This is a genomic window from Sphaerisporangium flaviroseum, from assembly GCF_039537005.1.
Taxonomy (GTDB): Bacteria; Actinomycetota; Actinomycetes; order Streptosporangiales; family Streptosporangiaceae; genus Sphaerisporangium; species Sphaerisporangium flaviroseum.
In genome coordinates, this window is sequence record NZ_BAAAZR010000003.1 from 101080 (window position 1) to 121098 (window position 20019).

A 20019-nucleotide genomic window follows, 5' to 3' on the forward strand; every position below is an offset into this window, starting at 1 on the left:
TGAGCGGAGAGGCTCACCCGGCGGGCGGTCAGCGAGAATGTGTCAGGCCGAGGACGCACCCGGCTCCGAGGAAAGGGAAGGCCTCAGAAGGACTCAACGGCGCGACGGGCCTCGGCGTCGAGGACTCCCCAGTTGATGAGCTCCTCGGTGAGCTCGGTGGGGGACTTGTCATAGATGACGGCCAGGGAGCGCAGATCCTCCTGGCGGATCGACAGGACCTTGCCGTTGTAGTCCCCACGCTGGCTCTGGATCGTGGCCGCGTAACGGGCAAGGGCCCCGGCCTTCTCCTTGGGCAACTGGGCAAGCCGCTCAAGGTCGATCACCAGTTTGGGCGTCGGGCCAAGCGGGCTCGGCGCGGAGCCGCCGGGAAGCAGCTCGGAGACGGGCACTCCGTAGAAGTCGGCCAACTCGGCGAGCTTCTGTACGGTGACAGCACGGTCGCCACGCTCGTAGGACCCCACGACAACGGCTTTCCACCTGCCCCGGGACTTCTCTTCGACTCCATGCAGTGATAGTCCCTGCTGGGTGCGGATGGCGCGGAGTCGTGCGCCCAGCGACTTGGCGTAGTCAGACGGCATCGTTTTGGCCCCCCGGCTTTCTATGAACGTTCTCACTTATTGTGCGCCTTGCGACGATTGCCACGGCGATCGGGTGGCACCCGGGGAGGCACCATCGGTGACCGACGCGTCGTGGTTTACCCGAGAACGTCGCGAGGTGTGGTTACGGACAGTGACGGTAAAGGTGTGGGCGAGATTGGTCAAGCTGATTGGAAAAAAGATGCCGAATCCTGTCCGGTCAGGCCCTGATCTGCTCGGTCACAAGCGCGGCCCCCGCTCCTTCCGTACAACGCACCACGCGAATCCCCTACCGCTCTCGCGCCGCTCCCGATCGGCCGTCAGGGCACGCGAACTCGGCGCGTGACATCCGGCATAAGGGCATCTGCCCAGGTTGGGCGGGCCGAACCGGTTCGAGAGCTTTCCTGCGAGGCTGCTAACGTGGTGGTGCCAGTTCCTTTAAGACCCGTCCTGTGAGGCGGGAAAGGTGGTGACCCCCATGAACGTCGCCCGAAACCAGGCACGTGACGACGACCGGCGGCCCGACGGCCGCCAGGCGCATGACGCCGAGCCATCAGCGCAAGGCGAGCGCGCGGTGCTGGAAGGCTCCGACATCAACCGGGCGCTCACACGCATCGCCCACGAGATCCTCGAAAGGGCCAAGGGCCCTGAGAAGCTTCTCCTGCTCGGCATCCCCACCAGGGGCACCGTCCTCGCGCGCCGGCTCGCCGACCGCATCGAGCAGGTCGAGGGCCATCCGGTGGCCTCGGGCTCCCTCGACGTCACGATGTACCGCGACGACCTCAGGCTCAGGCCCACGCGTGCGCTCGGCCGTACCGATCTTCCCAAGGACGGCGTCGACGGGCGCATCGTCGTCCTGGTCGACGACGTGCTGTATTCGGGCCGCACGGTCCGAGCGGCGCTCGACGCGCTCAACGACCTCGGCCGCCCGACGGCCGTCCGCCTGGCGGTGCTGGTCGACCGCGGCCACCGCGAGCTGCCGATCCGCGCCGACTACGTCGGCAAGAACCTTCCGACCTCCCGCGCGGAGACCGTTCGGGTGTGCCTCTCGGAGACCGACCAGCGTGACGCCGTCCTGCTGAGGGGGGGCCAGCGATGAACCGCCACCTGCTGTCCACGGCCGACCTCTCCCGTGACGACGCGCTGCTGATCCTGGACACGGCCGAGCAGCTGTCGAAGGTTTCGGACCGTTCCATAAAGAAGCTGCCGACCCTGCGCGGCCGCACTGTGGTGAACCTCTTCTTCGAGGACTCCACCCGCACCCGCATCTCCTTCGAGGCCGCCGCCAAGCGGCTGTCGGCCGATGTGATCAACTTCTCGGCGAAGGGGTCGAGCGTGTCCAAGGGCGAGAGCCTCAAGGACACCGCGCTCACCCTGCAGGCGATGGGCGCCGACGCCGTGGTCATCCGCCACGGCGCGTCCGGCGCCCCGCACCGCCTGGCCAACTGGGTCGACGGCAGCGTGGTCAACGCCGGAGACGGGACCCACGAGCACCCGACGCAGGCGCTGCTCGACGCCTTCACCATGCGCCGCCGCCTCGGCGAGCTCGAGGGCCGCCAGGTGACGATCGTCGGGGACGTCCTGCACAGCAGGGTCGCCCGTTCGAACGTCCATCTGCTGCACACCCTGGGCGCCGAGGTGACCCTGGTCGCGCCGCCGACGCTGCTGCCGGTGGCGATGGGCGAGTGGCCGTGCGAGGTCGCGTACGACTTCGACGCCGTGCTCCCCAAATCCGATGTGGTCATGATGCTGCGCGTCCAGCACGAGCGGATGAACGCCTCCTACTTCCCCTCCGCCCGCGAGTACAGCCGCCGCTACGGCCTCGACCCCGACCGGCTCGGCAGGATGCCCGAAGGGGCGATCGTGATGCACCCCGGGCCGATGAACCGCGGCATGGAGATCGCGGCCGACGTCGCCGACTCCGGCCGCTCGACCATCGTCGAGCAGGTCACCAACGGCGTGACCGTGCGCATGGCCGTCCTGTACCTACTGCTGTCCGGCTCGGAGTCCGCGATCGGGGGAAACCAGTGACCTACCTTCTCAAGGGCGCCCGCATCCTCGGGGGCGAGCCGAAGGACGTCCTCATCCAGGATTCGCACATCGCCGCGATCGGAGCCCCGGGGGAGGTCGGCGGCGCGGGGGCGTCGGAGGTCGACGCCGGCGGGCTGATCGCGCTGCCCGGCCTGGTCGACCTGCACACCCACCTGCGCGAGCCGGGCCGTGAGGACGCCGAGACCGTCCAGTCCGGTACGGCCGCGGCGGCGCTCGGCGGGTTCACGGCCGTCCACGCCATGGCCAACACCTCCCCGGTCGCCGACACGGCGGGCGTGGTGGAGCAGGTCTGGCGGCTCGGCCAGGCGGCCGGGCACTGCGACGTGCTGCCGGTGGGCGCGGTCACGGCGGGCCTGGCGGGCAAGCAGCTCGCCGAGCTCGGCGCGATGGCCGACAGCGCCGCCCAGGTCCGGGTCTTCTCCGACGACGGGGTCTGCGTCTCCGACGCCGTCCTGATGCGCCGCGCCCTTGAGTACGTCAAGGCGTTCGACGGGGTGATCGCCCAGCACGCCCAGGAGCCGCGCCTGACCGAGGGCGCCCAGATGAACGAGGGCTCGGTGTCGGGACGCCTCGGGCTGATCGGCTGGCCCGCCGTGGCGGAGGAGGCGATCATCGCGCGCGACTGCCTGCTGGCCGCCCACGTCGGTTCCCGGCTGCACATCTGCCACGTCTCCACCGCCGGGTCCGTGGAGATCATCCGCTGGGCCAAGTCGAAGGGCTGGGACGTCACCGCCGAGGTGACCCCGCACCACCTCCTGCTCACCGACGCGTGCGCGGAGACCTCGCCCGCCGGCGCCTACAACCCGATCTACAAGGTGAACCCGCCGCTGCGCACGCAGGCCGACGTGCGGGCACTGCGTGAGGCGCTCGCCGACGGCACGATCGACTGCGTGGCCACCGACCACGCGCCGCACCCGGTCGAGGACAAGGAGACCGAGTGGCAGGCGGCGGCCATGGGCATGATCGGCCTGGAGACCGCCCTGTCGGTGGTCCAGGAGGCCATGATCGAGACCGGCCTGCTCGACTGGGCGGGCGTCGCCGACCGTATGTCCGCGCGGCCCGCGCGTATCGGGCGGGTGCCGGGCCACGGCCACGCTCTCCGCGTCGGCGCTCCCGCCAACCTCACCCTGGTCGATCCCTCCGTCCGCTGGGCCGTCGAGCCCGGAGGGTTCGCCTCCAAGAGCCGTAACACGCCCTACCAGGGCATGACACTGCCGGGCAGGGTCGTCGCGACGTTCCTGCGCGGCCGTCCCACCGTTCTCGAAGGGAAGCTCACGTGACGGGTGCGACCACGGCCACAGCGGTTCTCGTGCTGGAGGACGGCCGCGTCTTCCACGGCACCGCGTACGGGGCCGAGGGCGAGACGTTCGGCGAGATGGTCTTCTCCACCGGCATGACCGGCTACCAGGAGACGCTCACCGACCCCTCCTACCATCGGCAGATCGTGGCGATGACCGCGCCGCACATCGGCAACACCGGCGTCAACGACGAGGATCCCGAGTCCTCCCGCATCTGGGCCGCCGGGTACGTCGTACGGGAGCCGGCGCGGGTCGCGTCGAACTGGCGGTCCCGCCGCTCGCTCGACGAGGAGTTGCGCGCGCAGGGCGTGGTCGGCATCGCCATGCCCGGCACCCGTGCGCTGACCCGCCACCTGCGCGAGCGCGGGGCCATGCGCGCCGGCGTGTTCACCGCCCCCACGGCTCCGGTGGAAGACCTGGTCGGCAAGGTGCGCGAGAGCCCTTCGATGGTGGGCGCCGACCTCGCCAAGGAGGTGTCGACCCGGCGGCCGTACGTCGTCCCCGCCCACGGGAAGAAGCGGTTCACGGTCGCGGCGGTCGACCTCGGCATCAAGGCCATGACGCCCTACCGCATGGCCGAGCGGGGATGCGAGGTCCACGTGCTGCCGGCGTCGGCCACCGCGGCCGACATCCTGGCCCTCGACCCCGACGGGGTGTTCCTGTCGAACGGCCCGGGCGACCCGGCGACCGCCGACTACGCCGTGGAGGCCGTCACCGGCGTGCTCGACGCGGGCATGCCGGTCTTCGGCATCTGCTTCGGCAACCAGATCCTCGGCCGGGCCCTCGGGCTCGGCACGTACAAGCTGCGGTACGGCCACCGCGGCGTGAACCAGCCGGTGCAGGACCTCCGCACCGGCAAGGTCGACATATCCGCCCACAACCACGGCTTCGCCGTACAGGCGCCCCTGGACGGCCCGTTCGACACCCCCTACGGCCGTGCGGAAGTGAGCCATGTCAACCTCAACGACGACTGCGTGGAGGGACTGCGGCTGCTCGACCACCCGGCGTTCAGCGTGCAGTACCACCCCGAGGCCGCGGCGGGCCCGCACGACGCCGCCCGCCTGTTCGACGAGTTCTGCGCCCTGATGGCGCGCCCGGGCACCACGGTGGAAACGGAGGCTGGCAAGCGTGTCTAAGCGCACAGACATCAGGACGATCATGGTGATCGGCTCCGGGCCGATCGTGATCGGCCAGGCGTGCGAGTTCGACTACTCCGGCACCCAGGCGTGCAGGGTGCTCCGCGCCGAGGGCTACCGGGTGGTCCTGGTCAACAGCAACCCGGCCACGATCATGACCGATCCCGAGTTCGCCGACGCCACCTACGTCGAGCCCATCACGCCCGAGATCGTCGAGAAGATCATCGCCAGGGAGCGGCCGGACGCCCTGCTGCCCACCCTGGGCGGCCAGACCGCGCTGAACACCGCGGTGGCGCTGCACGAGGCCGGGGTGCTGGAGCGGTACGGCGTCGAGCTGATCGGCGCGGACATCGACGCGATCCAGGCGGGCGAGAACCGCGAGCTGTTCAAGAAGATCGTCGCCAGGGTCGCCGCCGAGCACGGCCTCAACGCCGAGTCGGCCAGATCGGTGATCTGCCACACGCTGGAGGAGTGCGCCGCGGCGGCGGCCGAGCTGGGCTACCCCGTGGTGGTGCGGCCGAGCTTCACCATGGGCGGCGCCGGCTCGGGGTTCGCCTACGACGAGCACGACCTGGGCCGCATCGCCGGCGCCGGGCTCGACGCCTCGCCGACCACCGAGGTGCTCCTCGAGGAGTCGATCATCGGATGGAAGGAGTACGAGCTCGAGGTCATGCGCGACCGGGCCGACAACGTCGTCATCGTGTGCTCCATCGAGAACATCGATCCGATGGGCGTGCACACCGGCGACAGCGTCACGGTCGCCCCGGCCCTGACCCTGACCGACCGCGAGTACCAGAACATGCGCGACGTCGCCATCGCGGTCATCCGCGAGGTCGGGGTCGACACCGGCGGCTGCAACATCCAGTTCGCGGTCGACCCGCGCACCGGGCGCATGATCGTCATCGAGATGAACCCGCGTGTGTCACGGTCGAGCGCGCTGGCCTCCAAGGCCACCGGCTTCCCGATCGCCAAGATCGCGGCCAAGCTCGCCGTCGGCTACACGCTCGACCAGATCCCGAACGACATCACCCGCGAGACCCCGGCGTCGTTCGAGCCGTCGCTCGACTACATCGTGGTGAAGGTGCCGCGTTTCGCGTTCGAGAAGTTCGCCGGGGCCGACCAGACCCTCACGACCCACATGAAATCGGTCGGCGAGGCCATGGCCATCGGCAGGTCCTTCCCCGAAGCCCTCCAGAAGGCCCTCAGATCGCTGGAGAAGAAGGGATCCTCCTTCGGCTGGGTTGGAGACCCCGGAGACAAGGACGGGCTTCTCAACGCCGCACGCACGCCGCACGACGGGCGGCTGCGCACGATGCAGCAGGCCATCCGGGCCGGGGCGACTCTGGAGGAGCTGTACGAGGCGACGAACATCGACCCGTGGTTCCTCGACCAGTTGAACCTCATCGACGAGGAGGCCCGGGCCCTCGGCGAGGGCGAGCTCACGGCCGGGGCGCTCGTGCGGGCCAAGCGGCACGGCTTCAGCGACGCGCAGATCGCCGAGATCCGCGGCGTCCCCGAGGCCGAGGTGCGGGCGCTGCGCCACGGGCTGGACGTGCGGCCGGTGTACAACATGGTGGACACCTGCGCCGCCGAGTTCGCGGCCAAGACGCCCTACCTCTACTCGACCTACGACGAGGAGACCGAGGTACCGTACGGCGACCGCCCCAAGGTCATCATCCTGGGCAGCGGCCCGAACCGCATCGGGCAGGGCATCGAGTTCGACTACGCCTGCGTGCACGCCTCGTTCGAACTGTCGGCCGCCGGGTACGAGACCGTGATGGTCAACTGCAACCCCGAGACGGTCTCGACCGACTACGACACCTCCGACCGGCTCTACTTCGAGCCGCTCACCCTGGAGGACGTCCTGGAGGTCGTGCACGCCGAGCAGCGGACCGGGCCGGTCGCGGGAGTGATCGTCCAGCTCGGCGGCCAGACGCCGCTGGGGCTCGCCCAGGCGCTGAAGGACGAGGGCGTGCCCATTGTCGGCACCAGCCCCGAGTCCATCCACCTGGCCGAGGAGCGCGGCGCCTTCGGGCGGGTGCTGGCCGAGGCGGGCCTGCCCGCCCCCAAGCACGGTGTGGCCGTCACCGTGGAGGAGGCGCTCGGCATCGCCGCCGAGATCGGCTATCCCGTCCTGGTGCGCCCCTCGTACGTCCTCGGCGGCGCGGGCATGGCGATCGTGTACGACGACGAGACGCTGAGCGGGTACATGTCGCGGGCCGGCGCGGCCAGCGACCATCCCGTGCTGGTGGACAAGTTCCTCGACGAGGCCATCGAGATCGACGTGGACGCCCTCTACGACGGCACAGAGCTTTACCTCGGCGGCGTCATGGAGCACATCGAGGAGGCCGGCATCCACTCGGGCGACTCGGCGTGCGCGCTGCCGCCGATCACGCTCGGCGGGTACGACATCAAGCGCATCCGCGCCGCCACCGAGGGCATCGCCCGCGGGGTGGGCGTGCGCGGGCTGCTGAACGTCCAGTACGCGATGTCGGCCAACATCCTGTACGTCCTGGAGGCCAACCCGCGCGCGAGCCGCACGGTGCCGTTCGTGTCCAAGGCGACCGGCGTGCCGCTCGCCAAGGCCGCGGCCCGGGTGATGATGGGCGCCACCATCGCGGGGCTCCGCGAGGAGGGCATGCTGCCGCGCTCCGGCGACGGCGGCACGCTGCCCATGGACGCCCCCATCGCGGTCAAGGAGGCCGTGCTGCCGTTCAACCGGTTCCTGGGCGTCGACACGATCCTCGGGCCGGAGATGCGCTCCACGGGCGAGGTCATGGGCATCGACGAGGTCTTCGGCACGGCGTACGCCAAGTCGCAGGCGGGGTCGTACGGCTCGCTGCCGACCAAGGGCCGCGCGTTCGTCTCGGTGGCCAACCGCGACAAGCGGGCGATGATCTTCCCGGTCAAGGCGCTCGCGGACCTCGGGTTCGAGATCCTCGCCACGGAGGGCACGGCGGAGGTGCTGCGCCGCAACGGCGTCCATGCCAAGATCGTGCGAAAGCAGAGCGACGGCGTCGGCACGGACGGTGAGCCGACCATCGTGACGCGGATCCTGGACGGCGAGGTGGACCTCATCGTGAACACCCCCTTCGGCAGCCCCGGGCAGTCCGGGCCGCGTCTCGACGGCTACGAGATCCGCACGGCGGCCGTCCTGCGGGGCATTCCGTGCGTCACCACTGTGCAGGGTCTCGGCGCGGCCGTACAGGGCATCCAGGCGATCACCGCGGGATCCGTGGGCGTACGGTCGCTCCAGGAGCACGCTAAGCGGCTGAGGGGCTGAGGACACCCCGGCGGGAGGTGAAGGAGACGGCCGGTACTCCGGTGCAGGTGACGGGCACGGTGCTGACGACGCGCCGCGTCGACGCCTACCACGCGCTGACCGTTGTGGCGCCCGGCATCGCCGAGCGCTTCCGTCCGGGGCACTTCGTCTCCGTGGCCGTCGGCGGGCCGCACACCGCCATGCCGACGCGCCGGGCCTTCTCCGTGCACGACGTCAAGCCCGACTACGGCGGCACGGTGGAGCTCGTCTTCGCCGTGCGGGGCCGCGGCACCTCGTGGCTGGCCGAGCGCAAGGCCAGGGACAGTCTCGACCTGGTCGGGCCGCTCGGCCGCCCGTTCCCCGTGCCCCGCGACCCGTGCGCCTGCGTGCTGGTCGGCGGTGAGTACGGCTCGGCGTCGCTGTTCGCGCTGGCCGACACCTTGCAGCAGCGCGGCTGCCGGGTCGACTTCGTGCTGGGCGCCGCCTCGGCCGACCGGGTGTTCGGCGCGCTCCGTGCCAGGCGCATGGGGGAGACCACGACGCTGACCACCGAGGACGGCTCGCTCGGGCTGCGCGGGCGGGTGACCGACGCCCTGCCGGCGGTGATCGCCGACGCGCGGGCCGACGTGGTGTACGCGTGCGGGCCCATGGCGATGCTGCGCGGCGTGAGCGCCGTCGCCGTCGAGTTCGACATCCCCGTGCAGGTCTCGGTCGAGGAGTCGATGGCGTGCGGGTACGGCGTCTGCATGACGTGCGTGCTGCCGGTCATCGGCGACGACGGGGTCACCCGTATGGTGCGATCCTGCGTGGAGGGGCCGGTCTTCCGCGGCGAGCGGGTGCGGTTCGAGGACATCGGCACGATCCCCTTCGACGCCCTGGGCGCGCCCGGGGGACGAGCACAGGAGGGAGGTGCTCACACCCGAAATGTCAGTTGACATGCGGACGTACCTCGCGCACGTCGAACTGGCCAACCCGATCACCACGGCCGCCGGGTGCGCCGCCTCCGGCGCCGAGCTCTCCCAGTTCTTCGACCTCGCCCGCCTGGGCGCGGTCGTCACGCGCTCGATCACCATGGCGCCCAGGGCCGGGCGGCCGACGCCCCGCATGGCGGAGACGCCGTCGGGCCTGCTGAACGCGGTCGGGCTCCAGGGCCCGGGCGTCGACGTCTTCCTGGAGCAGGAGCTTCCCCGCCTGGTCGAGCGGGGGGCGCGAGCTGTGGTCTCCATCGCCGGGGGCAGCATCGCCGAGTACACCGCGCTCGCGCGCAGGCTGGCCGACGCGCCGGGCGTGGCCGCCATCGAGGTCAACCTGTCCTGCCCCAACGTGGAGGACCTCGGGCGGGTGTTCGCCCGCGACCCGGCCGCCTCCGCCGAGGTGATCGCGTCGGTGCGGGCGACCATGCGCTACGACGTCCCGGTGGTGGCCAAGCTCGCGCCGGACGTGGCCGACATCGTCGCCGTGGCCCGCGGGTGCGTTGACGGCGGCGCCGACGCGCTCGCCATGATCAACACGCCGCTCGGCATGAGCATCGACGTCGACACCATGAGGCCTTCGCTCGCCGCCGGCACCGGCGGGCTCTCCGGGCCCGCCATCCGGCCGCTGGCCGTGCGCTGCCTGTGGCAGGTGCACGCCGCGCTGCCCGGGGTGCCGATCGTCGGCATGGGCGGTGTGCTGACCGGCCGCGACGCCCTGGAGTTGATACTCGCGGGCGCCTGCGTCGTCTCGGTGGGCACCGCGCTGTTCCACGACCCCTACGCCTGCCTGCGGATCCTGCGGGAGCTGGAAGACCTGCTCAAGGAGCGCGGCTTCGAGCGCCTCGCCGACGCCGTCGGGCTGGCGCACCGACCACCCGGGGCGGGGCCCCGGCACCGAATCGACCTGGAGGAGAGCTCTCTGTGACGTCCGCACCCATCGCCGTCGCCCTGGACGCGCCTGATCTGGAGACGGCGGCCCGCTGGGCGGCCCTGGTCACTCCGCACGTGAGCACCGTGAAGGTCGGCCTCGAACTTTACCTCCGTTACGGCCCCGATGTGATCGCTTCCGTGCGAGGCGCCACCGGAATCCAGGTCTTCCTCGATTTGAAGCTCCACGACATCCCGAACACGGTCGCCGGCGCCGCCCGGGCGGTCGCGCGGCTCAAGCCCGCCATCCTGACCGTCCACGCCGCCGGAGGGCGCGCCATGATCCAGGCGGCCGTGGAGTCGGCCCCCAACACCTGCATCGCCGCCGTGACGGCGCTGACATCGCTCTCAGAGGCCGATCTCGAGCGCATCGGGGTCAGGGGACCCGCCGGCGACGCCGTGCGCCGTCTGGCCGTCGAGGCCGTCGGCGCGGGCGCCCAGGCCCTCGTCTGCTCGCCCCGCGAGGTCGCCGCGGTGCGGGCGGAGGTCGGGCCCGGCATCATGCTGATCACTCCGGGGGTGCGGCCCGCCGGTTCCGACACCCAGGATCAGGCAAGGGTAGCGACTCCGGAGCGGGCCATCGCCGACGGGGCCGATCTTCTGGTGATCGGACGGCCCATCACCGGCTCCGCGGACCCCGGAGCGGCCGCCGCGGGCATCGCCGCGGCCATCCGGCGGGTGGTTTCGAGCTGACTCGCACGGTCGTGCCGAAAGCGGTGCCGGGCACTCGGAAACCCTCCGCCCGGGGCACGCGCCACCCGGCGATCAGCGTCCCGCGAGGGGCCTGTACAGGCGCATTTTGTCGACGCAACGCGATATCCCGGGCACGCAGAGTGATGAAATGAATTTTTCGAGGGGAGAAACTGGTCTTGACGTTGCTTGAAGGCCCAAGACCAGCTAGTTTCCCCTCCCGTCCGAGTACATCGACAGAAATTCGAGGTGACCCGGCGTGGCTCTTCCTCCCCTGACCCCCGAGCAGCGCGCCGCAGCCCTGGAGAAGGCTGCCAAGGCCCGCAAGGAGCGTGCCGAGGTCAAGAACCGGCTGAAGCACGGCGCGGTTTCTCTGGCTGAGGTGCTGAAAGATGGTCAGGCCGACGACGTCATCGGCAAGATGAAGGTGTCGGCACTTTTGGAGTCGCTCCCCGGCGTGGGCAAGGTCCGCGCCAAGCAGCTCATGGAGCGGCTCGGTATCGCCGAGTCCCGTCGCGTACGGGGCCTCGGTGCGAACCAGCGCGCCGCTCTGGAGCGCGAGTTCGGCGGCGCCGAGAGCTGATCTCGGCTCGCACGGCAAGATTCACGGGGGGTGTGGAGTGACCGGTACGTCCTGGCCCGAAGAGGGCGGAGCCCACGAGGCGCCCGTTTTCGGGGGGTCCGGGACATGTGGCGGTGACTCCATGCCTTCATCCGGCAGTCCGGAGGCGGCGGTGGTCTCCTCCGGACCGACGGGAAAACGCCTTACGGTCCTCTCCGGGCCGTCGGGCGTGGGCAAGTCCACGGTCGTCGCCGAGCTTCGGCGGTCCCACCCTGAGGTGTGGCTGTCGGTCTCGGTGACCACCAGGGCGCCCCGTCCGGGCGAGACGCACGGCGTGGAGTACTTCTTCGTGTCCGGTGAGGAGTTCGACCGCATGGTCTCGTGCGGTGAGCTGCTCGAATGGGCGGAGTTCGCCGGCAACCGCTACGGGACACCCCGCGCCCCCGTCGAGCGAAGGCTCGCGAAGGGCGTGCCGACGCTGCTGGAGATCGACCTCCAGGGCGCCCGTCAGGTGCGTGAGAGCATGCCCGAGGCGCTGCTCGTCTTCCTGGCCCCTCCGAGCTGGGAGGAGCTGGAGAACCGCCTGCGCGGCCGGGGCACCGAACCCGACGACGTCATCGCCCGCCGGCTGGCCACCGGGCGCGTCGAGCTGGCCGCCGAGAGCGAGTTCGATCTCTCGCTGGTCAACACGGAAGTCAAGGATGTGTGCGGCCGCCTGATAGCCTTGATGCGGTGAAGATCGGCCAGGACTGACGCGTCGGCCCCTGCCGGTTTCCCTTGGTATCCTTCGAGGCCAAGAACGAAGACTCGATATTCGACTGAGAGGCCGACGACGTGGCAGGCACTGCCCCGGTTGCCGAAGGCATCACCAACCCGCCGATCGACCAGCTGCTTGAGGTCGTCGACAGCAAGTACAGCCTGGTCATCATGGGCGCGAAGCGGGCGCGCCAGATCAACGCCTACTACTCCCAGCTGGGCGAGGGCCTTCTCGAGTACGTCGGTCCCCTGGTGGAGACCCACGCTCAGGAGAAGCCGCTGTCCATCGCGCTGCGCGAGGTCTCCGAGGGTCTGCTGACCTCCGAGCCGATCGAGGGCTGAGACGGCTCCGTCCGGAGATCGTGATGGCGAGCCAGGTCCGCGCGAGGCCGAGAGTCGTTCTCGGCGTCGGCGCGGGCATCGCCGCTTACAAGGCCTGCGAGCTCCTGCGGCTGTTCACCGAGTCAGGGCACGACGTCCGCGTCGTTCCCACCCGTGACGCCCTGCGTTTCGTCGGCGAGCCCACCTGGGCGGCGCTGTCGGGCAACCCGGTGACCAGCGAGGTGTGGGAGTCGGTCCACGAGGTGCCCCACGTCCGCATCGGCCAGGGCGCCGACCTGGTCGTGGTGGCCCCCGCGACCGCCGACATCCTCGCCAAGGCCGCCCACGGGCTGGCCGGTGACCTGCTCACCAACACGCTGCTGACCGCGCGCTGTCCCGTGGTCTTCGCACCCGCCATGCACACCGAGATGTGGGAGCACCCCGCCACCCGCGCCAACGTCGCGACGCTGCGCGAGCGGGGGTCGCTGGTCATCGATCCCGCGGTGGGGCGGCTGACCGGCGCCGACACCGGTCCCGGGCGCCTGCCCGACCCCCTGCAGATCTTCGAGGTCTGCCGCCGGGTCCTGGCCGGGCGCGGGCGCGACCTGGCCGGCCGCCGCGTGGTCATCTCGGCCGGAGGCACGCGCGAGGCCATCGACCCGGTCCGTTTCATCGGCAACCGCTCCTCGGGCCTCCAGGGGTACGCCCTGGCCCGCACTGCCGTCGCGCGCGGCGCCGAGGTGACCCTGGTCGCCGCCAACGTCGCGCTGCCCGACCCCGCCGGAGTGACGGTGGTCCCCGTGGAGTCGGCGCTCGACCTGCGCGCCGCCGTGCTCGATGCGGCCGAGCGGGCCGACGCGGTGGTGATGGCCGCGGCCGTCGCCGACTTCCGTCCCACCGGCCGGAGCGATTCGAAGATCAAGAAGACGTCGGCCGATCCTGAGCCCATCCATCTGGCGAAAAATCCCGACATTCTCGCGGAGTTGTGCGACCGTCGGCGGGAAGGGCGCAAGCCCGCACCGGAAGTGATCGCCGGGTTCGCCGCCGAGACCGACGACGTGCTCGCCAACGGCAGGGCCAAGCTCGCCCGCAAGGGCTGTGACCTGCTCGTCGTCAACCAGGTGGGGGAGGGCCTCGCTTTCGGCACGCCCGACAACGCGGCGGTGATCCTGATCGCGGAGGGTGACGCCGTCGAGGTTCCGCGCGGCCCCAAGGAAGCGCTGGCCGACGTCGTCTGGGACCTGATCGCCGCACGGCTCGTCTGAGCGGGTCACCACCCGGGGACGATCGCTTGATGACGGCCGCTCCGCGACGGATACTCCATGAGGATGCCGCAGCGAGAGGGCTGAACAATGCCGGTGACCGCCGCCATCAGAGGACGCTGCCGTGACATGCTGCCGCCCGGCGATGACATCCACTATGTCTTCCCCGTCACGCTGGTCGGCTCGGGTGGTGTGGCCAACTACATGATCGTCGTATCGGTGCGATCCATCACCGTGCTGGCCACCAAGGTCTTCAGCCGCTACGAACCCGCAGCCGTGTGGGCGACCTACCCCCGTCAGACCCGGCTCGGTCCCCTGCAGTTCGCCGCCGGGCCCACGATCGAGTTGGGTGGTACGGTTTTCGAGGTCGACGATGAATACGTGGCCGTCGTCGGGGCGGCGGACGCCGAGGCGTTCGCCCCGGGTGACCTGCCGAGAGACCCGCTTCCCGATCTCTAGGCCGTCGACCACGACCATCTGCCAAGACGGTTGAGCGACGCCGCTTCATGTAAGGCTAGACTCGGCGGAGCGCTTTGGCCGTCTCACGCCAAGCCCACGACGTCAGCAGCCGCTGCATGAGGAGCCACTGAGTTGTCCCGCCGCCTGTTCACTTCCGAGTCGGTCACCGAGGGTCACCCGGACAAGATCGCCGACCAGATCAGTGACGCCATCCTCGACGCCATGCTCAAGGATGACGCCACGAGCCGCGTCGCGGTCGAGACGATGATCACGACCGGTCAGGTCCATGTCGCCGGTGAGGTGACCACGGAGACCTACGTCGACATTCCGGGCGTCATCCGGGAGAAGATCCTGGAGATCGGTTACGACGCCTCGCACAAGGGCTTCGACGGCGCCTCGTGTGGTGTGTCGGTGTCCATCGGCGCGCAGTCGCCCGACATCGCCCAGGGCGTCGACGACGCCTATGAGGTCCGTGAGGGCGAGGGTGCCGACGAGCTCGACCGCCAGGGCGCCGGTGACCAGGGCCTGATGTTCGGCTACGCCTGCCGCGAGACCCCCGAGCTGATGCCGCTGCCGATCACGCTGGCGCATCGCATGGCCCGCAGGCTGTCCGACGTCCGCAAGAACGGCACGGTCCCCTACCTGCGTCCCGACGGCAAGACCCAGGTCACCATCGAGTACGACGGCGACCGCCCAGTCCGCCTCGACACCGTCGTCGTCTCCACCCAGCACGCTCCGGAGATCGACCTCAAGGAGATGCTGGCCCCCGACATCAAGGAGCACGTCGTCGAGCCCGTGCTCGCCGAGCTCGACATCGACACCGAGGGCTACCGCCTGCTGGTGAACCCCACGGGCCGGTTCGAGATCGGCGGCCCGATGGGCGACGCGGGGCTGACCGGCCGTAAGATCATCGTGGACACCTATGGCGGCATGGCCCGTCACGGTGGCGGCGCGTTCTCCGGCAAGGACCCCTCCAAGGTCGACCGTTCGGCCGCCTACGCCATGCGGTGGGTGGCCAAGAACGTGGTGGCGGCCGAGCTGGCCGACCGCGCCGAGGTGCAGGTGGCCTACGCCATCGGCAAGGCCCAGCCGGTAGGCGTGTTCGTGGAGACCTTCGGCACCGAGAAGGTCGCGGTGGACAAGATCCAGGCGGCGATCCTCGCGGTGTTCGACCTGCGTCCGGCCGCGATCATCCGCGACCTCGACCTGCTGCGCCCGATCTACTCCCAGACCGCGGCCTACGGCCACTTCGGCCGCGAGGAGCCCAACTTCTCCTGGGAGCGCACCGACCGCGCCGAGCAGCTCCGCCAGGCCGCCGGTCTCTGACCTCAGGCACGATCGCGGCCCGCGGGGCCTCCCGCGGGCCGCGCCGGTCTTCGACCTCGAACACGATCGCGGTCCGTGGGAGCTCCTGCGGGCCGCGATTCGATTCCGGCCCCGCCGGTCTCTTCTGGTAGGACCTAAAGGTGACCGAAGCGAGCCCCCTCCACGATGAAGCCCTGCTTCCGCTCGCCTCCACGACGGCCAAGGGGGCGATGGTGCCCGCCGAGGTCCTCCCGATCGCCCGTGTCCTGGTGGACACCCCGCTGCCCCATCTCGACCGTCCCTTCGACTACCTCGTGCCCCAGGCGATGGCCGCCGACGCGGTGCCGGGTTGCCGGGTACGGGTGCGGTTCGCCGGCAAGCTGATCGACGGTTTCCTGCTGGAGCGGGCCGAGTCCACCGAGCACGAGGGCAAGCTGGCGGGCCTCGAACGGGTGGTCTCCCCCGAACCGGTGCTCACCCCCCGCATCGCCGCCCTCTGCCGCGCCGTGGCCGACCGCTACGCCGGCACCATGTCCGATGTCCTGCGCCTGGCCGTCCCACCCCGGCACGCGAAGGTGGAGGCCGAGGAACGCAAGCAGGCGGAGACCGCGGCCAGGGCGACCGAGGCGGGCGGGCCGGGAGAGGCCCCGGCCGGGACCCACGGGCCTGAGCAGGCGGCCGGCCGCAGTGAGACGACCGGAGAGGCCGCGCCGCAAGAGCCCATGGCGGGCGAGGGTCCCGTGGAGCCGGTGCCCCCGGGGCGATGGGCCGAATACCCCACCGGGCCGTCCTTCCTGACGGCACTCCTGGAAGGCCGTTCGCCCCGCGCCGTGTGGAACGTTCTGCCAGGCACAGGCACAGGCACTGGCACTGGCACTGGGACCGGGAGCGGGGCTGGAGCTGGGACCGGGACTGGGGCTGGGAGCGGGGCTGGAGCTGGGACCGGGGCTGGGACTCGGGCCGGGACTGGGACCGGGAGCGGGGCTGCGGCTAAGGCCGTCGGTGATGACGGGCCCGGGTGGGTGGAAGGGATCGCTCTGGCGGTGCTGGCCACGTTGCGGGGTGGCAGGGGAGCCGTGGTGGTCGTGCCGGACGGCAAGGACGTGGCCTCGCTCGACGCCGCCTTGCGCCGCGTCCTAGGGGAGGGCGGGCACGTCGCGCTGACCGCCGACCTCGGCCCGGCCGAGCGCTACCGCCGGTGGCTGCGGGTGCTGAGAGGGCAGGTACGCGTCGCCGTCGGCACCCGGGCGGCGGCGTTCGCCCCGGTCGCCGACCTCGGTCTGGCGGTCATCTGGGATGACGGTGACGACCTGCACGCCGAACGGCTCGCCCCCTACCCCCACGCGCGTGAGGTCCTGGCCCTGCGCGCCCACCAGACGGGGGCCGCCATGCTGATCGCGGGCTACGCCCGGACGGCAGAGGCGACGCAGCTCATCGCCACGGGCTGGGCCCGCCCGATCGGCGCCACCAGAGAGGCGCTCCGGCGGTACGCGCCGCGCGTGCGGCCGTCCGGCGACGACACCGACCTGGCCCGCGACGAGGCCGCGCGCGCGGCCCGCCTGCCCAGCGTGGCGTGGGCGGCGCTCAAGCACGGCCTCGCGAGCGGCCCCGTCCTGGTCCAGGTGCCGCGCCGCGGCTACCTGCCCGCGCTCGCCTGCCAGTCCTGCCGGGCGCTCGCACGCTGCGTCCAGTCGCCGGCGCCCCCCACCGAACCGGCGCTCTCGCCCCACGTCCATGGGCGCACCCACGGCCACTCGCCTTCCCAAAGCCACGCCCACGCCGAAGGCCACGCCCAAGGCCGGCACCACGGGTCCGAGGCCGGGGACGCGGGTGTGCGGGGTGGGGAAGGGCCGCTGTGCGGAGGGCCGCTGGCGTTGCGTAGCGGGCATGCGGCGCCCTACTGCCGCTGGTGCGGCCGCATCGCCGGCACCTGGCGGTGCCAGTCGTGCGGGAGCAACCGGATGAGGGCGGTGGTGGTCGGCGCCCGGCGCACGGCCGAGGAGCTGGGGCGCGCCTTCCCGTCCGTCCCGGTGAAGACCTCCGGGCGCGACGGCGTCCTCGCCACGGTGGGCGCGGCGCCCGCGCTCGTCGTGGCCACCCCGGGCGCGGAGCCGGTCGCCGAGGGCGGGTACGCGGCGGCGGTCCTCCTGGACGGCTGGGCCCTGCTCGGCCGCCCCGACCTGCGAGCGGCCGAGGAGACGGTACGCCGCTGGATGAACGCGGCGGCGCTGTGCCGCCCGGCCGCCGAGCTGGTGGTGCTCGCCGACTCGGCCCTGCCCGCGGTGCAGGCGCTGCTCCGGTGGGATCCGGTCACGCACGCCGAGCGCGAGCTTGCCGAGCGTACGGCGCTGGGGTTCCCGCCGGCCGTACGGATGGCCACGCTGACCGGTTCCGCCGCGGGAGTCAGGGAGATGGCGGCCGGCCTCAGGCTCCCCGAGGGCGCGCAGGTTCTCGGCCCCGTTCCCGTCGAGACCTCCCGTCGCGCCAAGGGAGAGGCAGAGGAACGGCTGATGATCCGTGTGCCCCGCGGGGTAGGCGGCCGGCTCGCCCGGGCGCTCAAGGGAGCGTCGGGCGTGAGGTCCGCGCGTAAGGCTCCCGACCTGGTCCGGGTGTGTATGGATCCGATCGATCTGATCTGACCCGGCGTCGCCGATTCGCGGTGCCGAAAGTAAGCCGTTAGTTTCTCCCTGTGTCGATCGAATGGGTGAACGGGGCCATCGAGGAGATCCGGGCGTGGGGGCGTTCGAGGAATGTCGCGGTGGACGTCGACGAGGTCCGGCTCCTGTGCGACTACGCCAGCGACTATCTCGACGTCAGCGAGCTGTCCGACATCACGCCCGGCACGTTCGAGCAACTGCTGCTCGACATCTACCCGCGCAAGGTCATCGCACCGCCGGAGAGCGCGGCGGAGACGGTCGCGGCGGCGCATACTCTGGTCGACTTCCTGCTCGAAAGCGGAGAGATCGGCGCCAAGATGGCCGTCCGAATGCGGGCGAAGATCGACGAGATCGCGCCCCAGATGCCGGCGGCCCTGGCCGACACCTCGAGGTTCGGCATGGCCAAGAGCATCTTCGGAGCGATGGGCGCCGACACCGACGCCCTCGACGCGACCTCACCCGGTTCCGACGACTTCCCCGGGCAGTCGTCGCACCGGCTGCGGGGCGTCACGGCCGACGAGGAGTGCGACTGTCCCGGCTGCTCGCCGCTGCCCGCCGTACGGCTGGCGCCGCCCGAGGCGGTCGCACAGGCGGTTCGCGAGGTGGGCCTGCTCCGCGACGCCCACCGGGTGGTGACCTGGATGCTGGACACCGGTCGCGCGCCGACGGTGCGGGGGGCGCTGCGTGTGAGGGACGCGGGGCGCGTCGCCAGAGAGCTCGGCATCGCCGCTCCGGCCCTGGCCTGGGAGCTGGCGGTCACGATCGAGCTGGCGGAGGTCTCCGGCACGACGGTCACGGCGCGTGGCCTTCGGCCGCTGGCCGAACGCGACGACGAGGAGGTCCTGGAGCTCTGGGCGGGCACGGTGGCCTTCCTGACCGGCGGCCCGGCCGCCGAGGTCACCGGCTGGGCCGAGCTCGACCGGGAGCTCTACGCGATCCACGACCTGCTCTACCGGCTGCAGGCGCCCATGACCGTCCTGGCGATCCGCGAGCACCTCGACGAGACCTGGGCGGGTGACCGGCCGAGCGGCGACGACCCCGGTGAGCTGGACGCGGCGCTCGACGTCCTCGCGTCCTGCGGCACCGTGCGGCGCCGGGGGGACGCCGTTGAGCTGACCCCTCACGGTCTGTGGGGGCTGCGCGAGATGTACTCCCGCATGGGCGTCGCGGCGCCCATCGCCCCCGACCCCGCCGAGGGGGACGCGCACGGGCTCATCGCGGCGCTGCTGGGCGAGATGCCGGCCGAGCAGGCAGAGCGGGACATCGCCTCGTGGCTGGAGCGGCGCTCCGCCGAGGAGGCGGCACGCGAGTTGCTCACCGCCGTCCGGGGAGCGGTGGCGGTGACACGCGGGGTGGCCGTCACGATCGTCGACCGCCTGGGGCCCGAGGCGGCCCCCGCCGTGCGGTCGTTCCTCGACGACCCGGAGCTGCGCCCGCACGCCGTCCACTGGCTGGAGTCCAAGAGCATGGGCGCACCGGCCCTGACCGCCGACGAGGTCCTGTGGGTGAGCGTCGACATGCTGGCCCTGGCGATGCCGGCCGCCGAGGAGAACCCCGAGCAGTTCGCAGGGAACCTCGCAGGCGCGGGGCCTCCCGCCCACGTCATCGAGGAGATGTGGCGGGTCGACCACCCCGACGTCGCGGAGGTGCTCGACCTCCTTGGCCGTCACCTGCCCGACCGGAACGTCGCCAAGGCCGCCAGGAAGGCGGCGTTCAAGGCCCGCTCTCGCGGGATTCACTGACGGGTCGCGGCCAACGTCCGGAGTCGGTCATCGGGTGTGGC

At 71.4% G+C, this 20019-nt stretch carries 17 protein-coding genes; 16 read left to right on the forward strand and 1 reads right to left on the reverse strand.

The genetic code is table 11. The annotated features are described in order from the left end of the window. Positions 1-83: 83 nt before the first annotated feature. Positions 84-578, reverse strand: a complete 495-nt coding sequence (gene bldD / locus ABD810_RS11425) for a transcriptional regulator BldD (protein WP_189166358.1) — start codon at positions 576-578, stop codon at positions 84-86. A gap of 475 nt (positions 579-1053) precedes the next feature. Here bldD and pyrR point away from each other — a divergent pair, with 475 nt between their 5' ends. The 16 genes from pyrR (at position 1054) to ABD810_RS11505 (ending at position 19978) form a co-directional block, all read left to right on the forward strand. Continuing rightward, positions 1054-1674, forward strand: a complete 621-nt coding sequence (pyrR, locus tag ABD810_RS11430; protein ID WP_344937763.1) for a bifunctional pyr operon transcriptional regulator/uracil phosphoribosyltransferase PyrR — start codon at positions 1054-1056, stop codon at positions 1672-1674. Then, positions 1671-2606 carry an aspartate carbamoyltransferase catalytic subunit gene (locus ABD810_RS11435; protein ID WP_344937765.1) on the forward strand — a complete coding sequence of 312 codons (936 nt, stop codon included), beginning with the start codon at positions 1671-1673 and terminating at the stop codon, positions 2604-2606. The genes pyrR and ABD810_RS11435 overlap by 4 nt, the downstream gene beginning before the upstream one ends. Beyond that, positions 2603-3907: a dihydroorotase gene (locus tag ABD810_RS11440; RefSeq protein ID WP_344937767.1), complete on the forward strand. Its 1305-nt coding sequence runs from the start codon at positions 2603-2605 to the stop codon at positions 3905-3907. Before ABD810_RS11435 ends, ABD810_RS11440 begins: the two co-directional genes overlap by 4 nt. Further along, positions 3904-5061, forward strand: a complete 1158-nt coding sequence (carA, locus tag ABD810_RS11445) for a glutamine-hydrolyzing carbamoyl-phosphate synthase small subunit (RefSeq protein WP_344937769.1) — start codon at positions 3904-3906, stop codon at positions 5059-5061. Before ABD810_RS11440 ends, carA begins: the two co-directional genes overlap by 4 nt. Further along, entirely contained in the window at positions 5054-8344 is a 3291-nt protein-coding gene (carB, locus tag ABD810_RS11450; protein WP_344937771.1) for a carbamoyl-phosphate synthase large subunit, read from the forward strand. The genes carA and carB overlap by 8 nt, the downstream gene beginning before the upstream one ends. Before the next feature lie 17 nt (positions 8345-8361). Beyond that, on the forward strand, positions 8362-9258 hold the full coding sequence (locus tag ABD810_RS11455) for a dihydroorotate dehydrogenase electron transfer subunit (protein ID WP_344937773.1): 897 nt from the start codon (positions 8362-8364) through the stop codon (positions 9256-9258). Beyond that, entirely contained in the window at positions 9248-10222 is a 975-nt protein-coding gene (locus ABD810_RS11460) for a dihydroorotate dehydrogenase (RefSeq protein ID WP_344937775.1), read from the forward strand. Before ABD810_RS11455 ends, ABD810_RS11460 begins: the two co-directional genes overlap by 11 nt. Continuing rightward, positions 10219-10917 (forward strand): orotidine-5'-phosphate decarboxylase, encoded by a 699-nt coding sequence (gene pyrF, locus ABD810_RS11465; RefSeq protein ID WP_344937777.1) that lies wholly within the window; start codon positions 10219-10221, stop codon positions 10915-10917. The genes ABD810_RS11460 and pyrF overlap by 4 nt, the downstream gene beginning before the upstream one ends. 256 nt (positions 10918-11173) lie before the next feature. Continuing rightward, entirely contained in the window at positions 11174-11497 is a 324-nt protein-coding gene (gene mihF / locus ABD810_RS11470) for an integration host factor, actinobacterial type (protein ID WP_344937779.1), read from the forward strand. A gap of 121 nt (positions 11498-11618) precedes the next feature. Next, positions 11619-12212: a guanylate kinase gene (gmk, locus tag ABD810_RS11475; RefSeq protein ID WP_344937781.1), complete on the forward strand. Its 594-nt coding sequence runs from the start codon at positions 11619-11621 to the stop codon at positions 12210-12212. 98 nt (positions 12213-12310) lie between these two features. Beyond that, the gene (rpoZ, locus tag ABD810_RS11480) at positions 12311-12574 is read left to right on the forward strand and encodes a DNA-directed RNA polymerase subunit omega (protein ID WP_203982740.1); all 264 of its coding nucleotides are present in this window, start codon (positions 12311-12313) and stop codon (positions 12572-12574) included. Between the two features lie 23 nt (positions 12575-12597). After that, positions 12598-13818, forward strand: a complete 1221-nt coding sequence (gene coaBC / locus ABD810_RS11485) for a bifunctional phosphopantothenoylcysteine decarboxylase/phosphopantothenate--cysteine ligase CoaBC (RefSeq protein ID WP_344937785.1) — start codon at positions 12598-12600, stop codon at positions 13816-13818. A gap of 87 nt (positions 13819-13905) precedes the next feature. Beyond that, positions 13906-14274 carry a hypothetical protein gene (locus tag ABD810_RS11490; RefSeq protein WP_344937787.1) on the forward strand — a complete coding sequence of 123 codons (369 nt, stop codon included), beginning with the start codon at positions 13906-13908 and terminating at the stop codon, positions 14272-14274. A 132-nt stretch (positions 14275-14406) separates the two neighbouring features. Continuing rightward, positions 14407-15600 (forward strand): methionine adenosyltransferase, encoded by a 1194-nt coding sequence (metK, locus tag ABD810_RS11495; RefSeq protein WP_344937789.1) that lies wholly within the window; start codon positions 14407-14409, stop codon positions 15598-15600. Positions 15601-15740: 140 nt separating this feature from the next. Then, complete coding sequence (locus ABD810_RS11500; protein ID WP_425566884.1) at positions 15741-18218, forward strand: primosomal protein N'; 2478 nt, start codon at positions 15741-15743, stop codon at positions 18216-18218. Positions 18219-18268: 50 nt separating this feature from the next. Next, the gene (locus ABD810_RS11505) at positions 18269-19978 is read left to right on the forward strand and encodes a hypothetical protein (protein WP_344937791.1); all 1710 of its coding nucleotides are present in this window, start codon (positions 18269-18271) and stop codon (positions 19976-19978) included. Positions 19979-20019 lie beyond the last annotated feature (41 nt).

Bases quoted from the DNA above. Each gene is read 5' to 3' on its own strand.
- ABD810_RS11490 (WP_344937787.1), top strand. From the start codon at position 13,906: ATGCCGGTGACCGCCGCCATCAGAGGACGCTGCCGTGACATGCTGCCG.
- ABD810_RS11435 (WP_344937765.1), top strand. From the start codon at position 1,671: ATGAACCGCCACCTGCTGTCCACGGCCGACCTCTCCCGTGACGACGCG.
- gmk (WP_344937781.1), top strand. From the start codon at position 11,619: ATGCCTTCATCCGGCAGTCCGGAGGCGGCGGTGGTCTCCTCCGGACCG.
- coaBC (WP_344937785.1), top strand. From the start codon at position 12,598: ATGGCGAGCCAGGTCCGCGCGAGGCCGAGAGTCGTTCTCGGCGTCGGC.
- pyrR (WP_344937763.1), top strand. From the start codon at position 1,054: ATGAACGTCGCCCGAAACCAGGCACGTGACGACGACCGGCGGCCCGAC.
- ABD810_RS11460 (WP_344937775.1), top strand. From the start codon at position 9,248: ATGTCAGTTGACATGCGGACGTACCTCGCGCACGTCGAACTGGCCAAC.
- bldD (WP_189166358.1), bottom strand. From the start codon at position 578: ATGCCGTCTGACTACGCCAAGTCGCTGGGCGCACGACTCCGCGCCATC.